Source organism: Streptomyces chiangmaiensis, assembly GCF_036281785.1.
GTDB lineage: Bacteria > Actinomycetota > Actinomycetes > Streptomycetales > Streptomycetaceae > Streptomyces > Streptomyces chiangmaiensis.
Window position 1 is genome coordinate 1 of sequence record NZ_JAYWVC010000366.1, and the last position, 4,722, is coordinate 4,722.

5 protein-coding genes are annotated in these 4,722 nt (G+C 70.9%); 3 read left to right on the top strand and 2 right to left on the bottom strand.

What is annotated here, in order from left to right:
* Positions 1 to 55: 55 nt before the first annotated feature.
* The gene (locus VXC91_RS42500) at positions 56 to 586 is read right to left on the bottom strand and encodes a cupredoxin domain-containing protein (protein WP_329512706.1); all 531 of its coding nucleotides are present in this window, start codon (positions 584 to 586) and stop codon (positions 56 to 58) included.
* Between the two features lie 244 nt (positions 587 to 830).
* Between VXC91_RS42500 and VXC91_RS42505 the strand changes: the two genes are divergently transcribed.
* The gene (locus VXC91_RS42505; RefSeq protein ID WP_329512707.1) at positions 831 to 1,331 is read left to right on the top strand and encodes a hypothetical protein; all 501 of its coding nucleotides are present in this window, start codon (positions 831 to 833) and stop codon (positions 1,329 to 1,331) included.
* Positions 1,332 to 1,570: 239 nt separating this feature from the next.
* On the opposite strand, the gene VXC91_RS42510 is transcribed toward VXC91_RS42505, so the two are convergent.
* Complete coding sequence (locus VXC91_RS42510) at positions 1,571 to 2,506, bottom strand: LysR family transcriptional regulator (protein WP_329512708.1); 936 nt, start codon at positions 2,504 to 2,506, stop codon at positions 1,571 to 1,573.
* Positions 2,507 to 2,620: 114 nt separating this feature from the next.
* Between VXC91_RS42510 and VXC91_RS42515 the strand changes: the two genes are divergently transcribed.
* Both VXC91_RS42515 and VXC91_RS42520 read left to right on the top strand, forming a co-directional pair.
* The gene (locus VXC91_RS42515) at positions 2,621 to 2,839 is read left to right on the top strand and encodes a hypothetical protein (protein WP_329512709.1); all 219 of its coding nucleotides are present in this window, start codon (positions 2,621 to 2,623) and stop codon (positions 2,837 to 2,839) included.
* 154 nt (positions 2,840 to 2,993) lie between these two features.
* Positions 2,994 to 4,722 (top strand): phospholipid carrier-dependent glycosyltransferase (locus VXC91_RS42520; RefSeq protein WP_408057611.1); only part of this gene is annotated, 1,729 nt, incomplete at its 3' end.

A 4,722-nucleotide genomic window follows, 5' to 3' on the forward strand; every position in this document is an offset into this window, starting at 1 on the left:
TCGCGAGCCGGTGAACCTTTCCGGTCGCAGCACTAGCCGCGCACCCGCAGACGACTCAGCCCTGGCCTCGTTCCGCCTGCTCACGCAGAAACGCCGTGATCTGACCGGCCAGGCTCTCCGACGTGGTGTCGCTCCTCGTGGGGACGCCGGGCCGGCCGCCCGGTGCGGTCATGTCGCCGGACCACAGATACCGGTCGGCCCAGTCGTCGTCCGCCTTCAACTGCACCTGGATGTCGACGAGACGCAGCAGCGGTTCCGGAGCGGCGGCGTACAGCACGGCGGTCGCCCGGCGCAGCGGATAAAGGTCGAAACCCTCGATGAATTGCGAGTTGCGCCAGTCGAGGAACGCGCTCTCGCCGTCGGGGCCGGTCCGGATGTCGAGCTGGCCGTCTTCGAGGTGGATTCCGGCGGGTTCTCCCATGCGGTTTTCGACGGTCACCCGAAAGCGGAAATAGGTCAGGCCTTCGGCGGCCTCGTCACGCCCGCGCGGCGGCTCGGCCCTTTCCAGACCGGAGACGCGGACACGCAGACCGGCATGCTCGTCTGCGCATTCCTGCCAGTCGCCGATCACATTGGGCTCGCGCACGGTCCACCTCTCCAGTTCCGCGCCTAGTTTCCTATCTGCGCACGCAACAAAGTGTCAAATGCATGGAACCCCGCGTGGCCAGCGGATATGCCGTGCTTGATCACCGATCAAGCCGTGCACAGCGAGGATCCGCCGACGGACCGGAGGATCGCGATCCCGCACGTGTCACACATCACGTCCACCACCGGACCGGAGCCGGTGCCCGGGCCCCGTGCCACAGTGGCGGCTGGCACACTGCACGTTCATGACCACGATCACGCCCGCCCGCGCTCTAGTGCTGCTCGTCAGCGGACTAGTGTGCCTGACCACCGCGAGCGGGGCGCTGATCGGCGCGCTCTTCGGCGGTGCGCGGTTCGCCCTCGCCGCCGCGGCAGGCGCGGGCACGGCGGGCGCGCTCGGCGCTCTTTTCTTCCGCCGACGTGCACTGATGCACTTCGAGGCGGCCCGGCGTGAGGCCGGGATCCGCGGTTACGCCGAGGGAATCGCCCACGGGGTACTCCTCCACATCGCCGCGTACGAGGCCGCGGTCTTCCCGCGCAGCGGGCCCGAAGGGGTCACGCCTGAGGAGCGTGCCGCCCGGCGTACGGTCGCCTATCGGATGGCAGCGCTGGACGAGGTGCCTCGGCTGGTCCGGGAGGCCGCCGCGGACGCCCTCGCCGTGCTCGACGCGGCCGATCGCACCGGCGCCGACGAGGCCCTCGCCCAACTCGCGGCCGCCGTGCGGCAGGAGTACACCCGCCCCTGAGCCCCCGGGCGTTTCGCCGCTCGTCGCCTGCGCCGTGAGCACCCTGTGTCTCGGACGTGCGACGGACCGAACCATTCGACGCCTCGCGCAGGTTCATTCGACCGGCCGTTCGCACGTATGACCACTTCGACGACACACCGCGCGCGACGCCGCTGATGTGGCAGTCGACCGTGGACACTCGGTGATCGAGCCCGCGGCTTGGGAACCGCCCTCTTCCGGCGGAACGGCTCCTTGCCCTCTCACGGCCCGGGCCTGACCCGTGCCGTGCACCCACCGGGCAGCGCCGCCGCGAGATCGCGCACCTGAGCGAGGGCCGCGGCGACGGCCGGGCGGGCCGTGCCTCCGGCGCGTACGCAGGTGAGGAACTTGCGGTGCGGGTCGCCGGCGCAGCGGACGCGGGTGAGCGGAAGATGCGAGGGCAGCCGGGCGAGGCGCGGGATCAGGGCGACCCCGAGTCCATGGGCGACGAGATGGGCGGTCACGTCCCAGTCGAGCACGTGATGGACGATGTCCGGCGTGAAACCGGCCGCAGCGCACGCGGACAGCACATGGGGCCGACAGGGGCTATACGGCACCGGGGCGATCCAGGGCTCCAGGGCGGCGTCCGCAAGATCGACGCACGCGCGGCCCGCCAACTCGTGACCGTCGGGCACGACGAGGTCGAACGGGTCGTCCATCAGCGGCTGCTGCTCGAACCGGGCGTCCCCGCGTGGCGGATTGTGCGGGGTCACCTCGACGACGGCGAGGTCGGTTTCGCCCTCGAAGAGCAGGTCGAAGCTCTCTGGGACCCCCGCCTCCCGGACGTGCACGGACAGGCGGGGATGGTGCGCACGCAGCTGCGCCGCCATCGGGGCGAGGAGCTCCGCGATGGCCACCGGGAAGCCGCTCACGCGCAGCACTCCGCTCAGCTCCCCGTCATGGGCGCGCAGGTCGTGTTCGGCCTGCTCCCACCGCGTCTGGATGGCGTCGGCATGTGCCAGCAGACCCCGGGCGGCGGATGTGAGCCGTACGCCTCGGCCCTGTGGCTCCAGCAGATCGACACCGAGCTCCCGGGAGAGCTGGCGGATCTGCTGGGAGGCGGCGGACGTCGTGAAGTGCAGGGCGCGTGCCGCGGCGGTGACGGTGCCGTAGTGCGCGACGGCCCTGAGGACATGAAGTCGGCGCAGGTCAATCATGAAGCCCACGCTTCACGGTCATGTGGAGCAAGTCAACGTGGACATGAACAGCCGTGTGCGCCCACGCTGGTGGCATCGACAGGGTTTTGCCCGGACGGCAGAAGGGAGTCCGTCATGACCTGTGCACCCGCCCCGGCCTGCCCGCACTGCGGATGGCCCGACCACGCCGAACCCTTCCAGGTGCTCTCCCGGCACAACACGGCCGCCGGCCACGCGATGTGGACCCGCTGCGCCTGCGGCTCACTCCAGATGCGCCTCGTCGACGCGCGGGGCGTGCGTGTCGTCTCGCGCAGCCGGCCCCTGAGGCCCGTCCGGCACCCCTGCGGCCGGTGACGGGCGAACCGCCCGCCCGGACGCCGTCGTCGTTGCGACACACCCGTGGTTGAGCAAGCTCCCACCGTGCTGACGTAGCACAGGACATGGCAGCATTCATGGGCGCCGGGTGCGCGGGCGGCTCGGCCGGTTCACACACCGGGGAGCGCGGACGATGACGTACGAACAGCAGTCGCTCCGCGCGCGCGAGCACGGTGGACGTCCGGCGCCGCCCGGGACGTCCCGACCCGGTGCATCCTCGCCGGCGCGGTACGGCTCGGTCCGCCGGGCGCGGCTGCGGCGCCATCGGCGGCCGCTGCTCGTGCTCGCGGTGTTCGCGCTGCTGGCGCAGATGGTGTTCGCCATGGTCAGCACGGCCGTGCAGCAGACCCCGACCATCGACGAGCCCGTGTACGTGGGTACGGCGGTCGTATACGTACGGGAGCACAGCCTACGGTTCAACCCCGAACATCCGCCGCTCGGCAAGCTCATCATCGCGACCGGCACCGTCTTCGCGCATCCGCGTCTCGAGCCCGGGTTCCAGGGCGACCAGGAGCGGTTGGGCCGCCGACTGCTGTACGAATCGGGCAACGACCCATGGCGGGTGATGTTCTGGGCGCGGCTGCCGGTGATGGTGGTGACCCTGCTGTTCGGGCTGGTCGTCTTCGGCTTCGCGCGCGATCTCGTCGGTTCCGTGGGCGGACTGGCGGCACTGGCGCTCTACACGTTCTCACCCGACCTGATCACCCATGGCTCGCTTGCCACGCTCGACGTGCCCGCGGCGGGCTTTGTGGTGGCGGCGACGTGGATGGTGTGGCGGGCCCGGCGCAGACCGCTGCCGTACCTGGTGCTCGCCGGGGTGGCATCGGGCGCCGCGGTGGCCACGAAGATGAGCTCACTGCCCGCGGTGCCCGTGTTGCTGGCTCTGGCCGGGTGGTCGTACTGGCAGGCGTTGGGCGGCGGGCTCCCGAGGGCGCGTCGCACGATCCGTGCCCTGGCCGCCGTGCTCGGCGTCGCGGTGGTCCTCGTCGGTGTCGTGTGGGCCGTGTATCTCGCCGTCGACCCCCAGCTGCGCTGGACGACGCCTGCGAATGTGCCCCAGGTGCACGGCCTGCGCGGCCTGTTCATCGAGGGGCTGCCCTTCCCCGACGCATTCCGCGACGGGATGCGTATCCAGTTCGGCTTCGAGAGCGCCACGTGGCGCGGCTATCTGTTCGGCCGGCTCTATTCCGGCTCCCTCTGGTACTACCTGCCGGCCGCCCTGCTGGTGAAGACGCCGCTCGGCATGTCGGCTCTGTGGCTCGCCGGTACCGCGGCCCTGACGGCGGTGCCCCGGTTGCGCGCCGCCGCTCCGTATGTGCTGATCCCCCCCGCGGTGCTCCTGGCCGCGGCCATGCTGGGAGCACGCGACCTCGGCGTGCGGTATGCGATCTTCGTGCCGGTCTTCTTCGCCGTCGCCGCCGCTTGTGTGCTCGCGCTGCGGCGCCGGTGGGCGTACGCCGTGACGGCGGTTCTTGTCGTGTTCGTCGCGCTCAGTTCGCTGCGGACATACCCGTACTACCTGCCGTACTCCAACGAGGCGTTCGGCGGTCCCGCAAAGACACACCTGCGGCTGCACGACTCGAACGTCGACTGGGGGCAGGATCTCGGCCGGCTGGCCGACCGGCTCCGCGAGCGCTACCCGGGGACCAAGGACGTCTGGCTCGTCTACAAGGGCAGCGGCGTGCCCTCCTGGTACGGCATCCACGGGCATGACCCGCTCCAGGTGCCCCCGAGCAGGGTGCACGGGCTGCTCGTCGTCTCCGACACGTCGATCGCCAAGGCCGAGGGCCGCCTCGCGCAGCTGATCCACGGCAGCAAGGCGATCGACGACGTCGGTCACTCGATCACCATCTTCCGGCGGC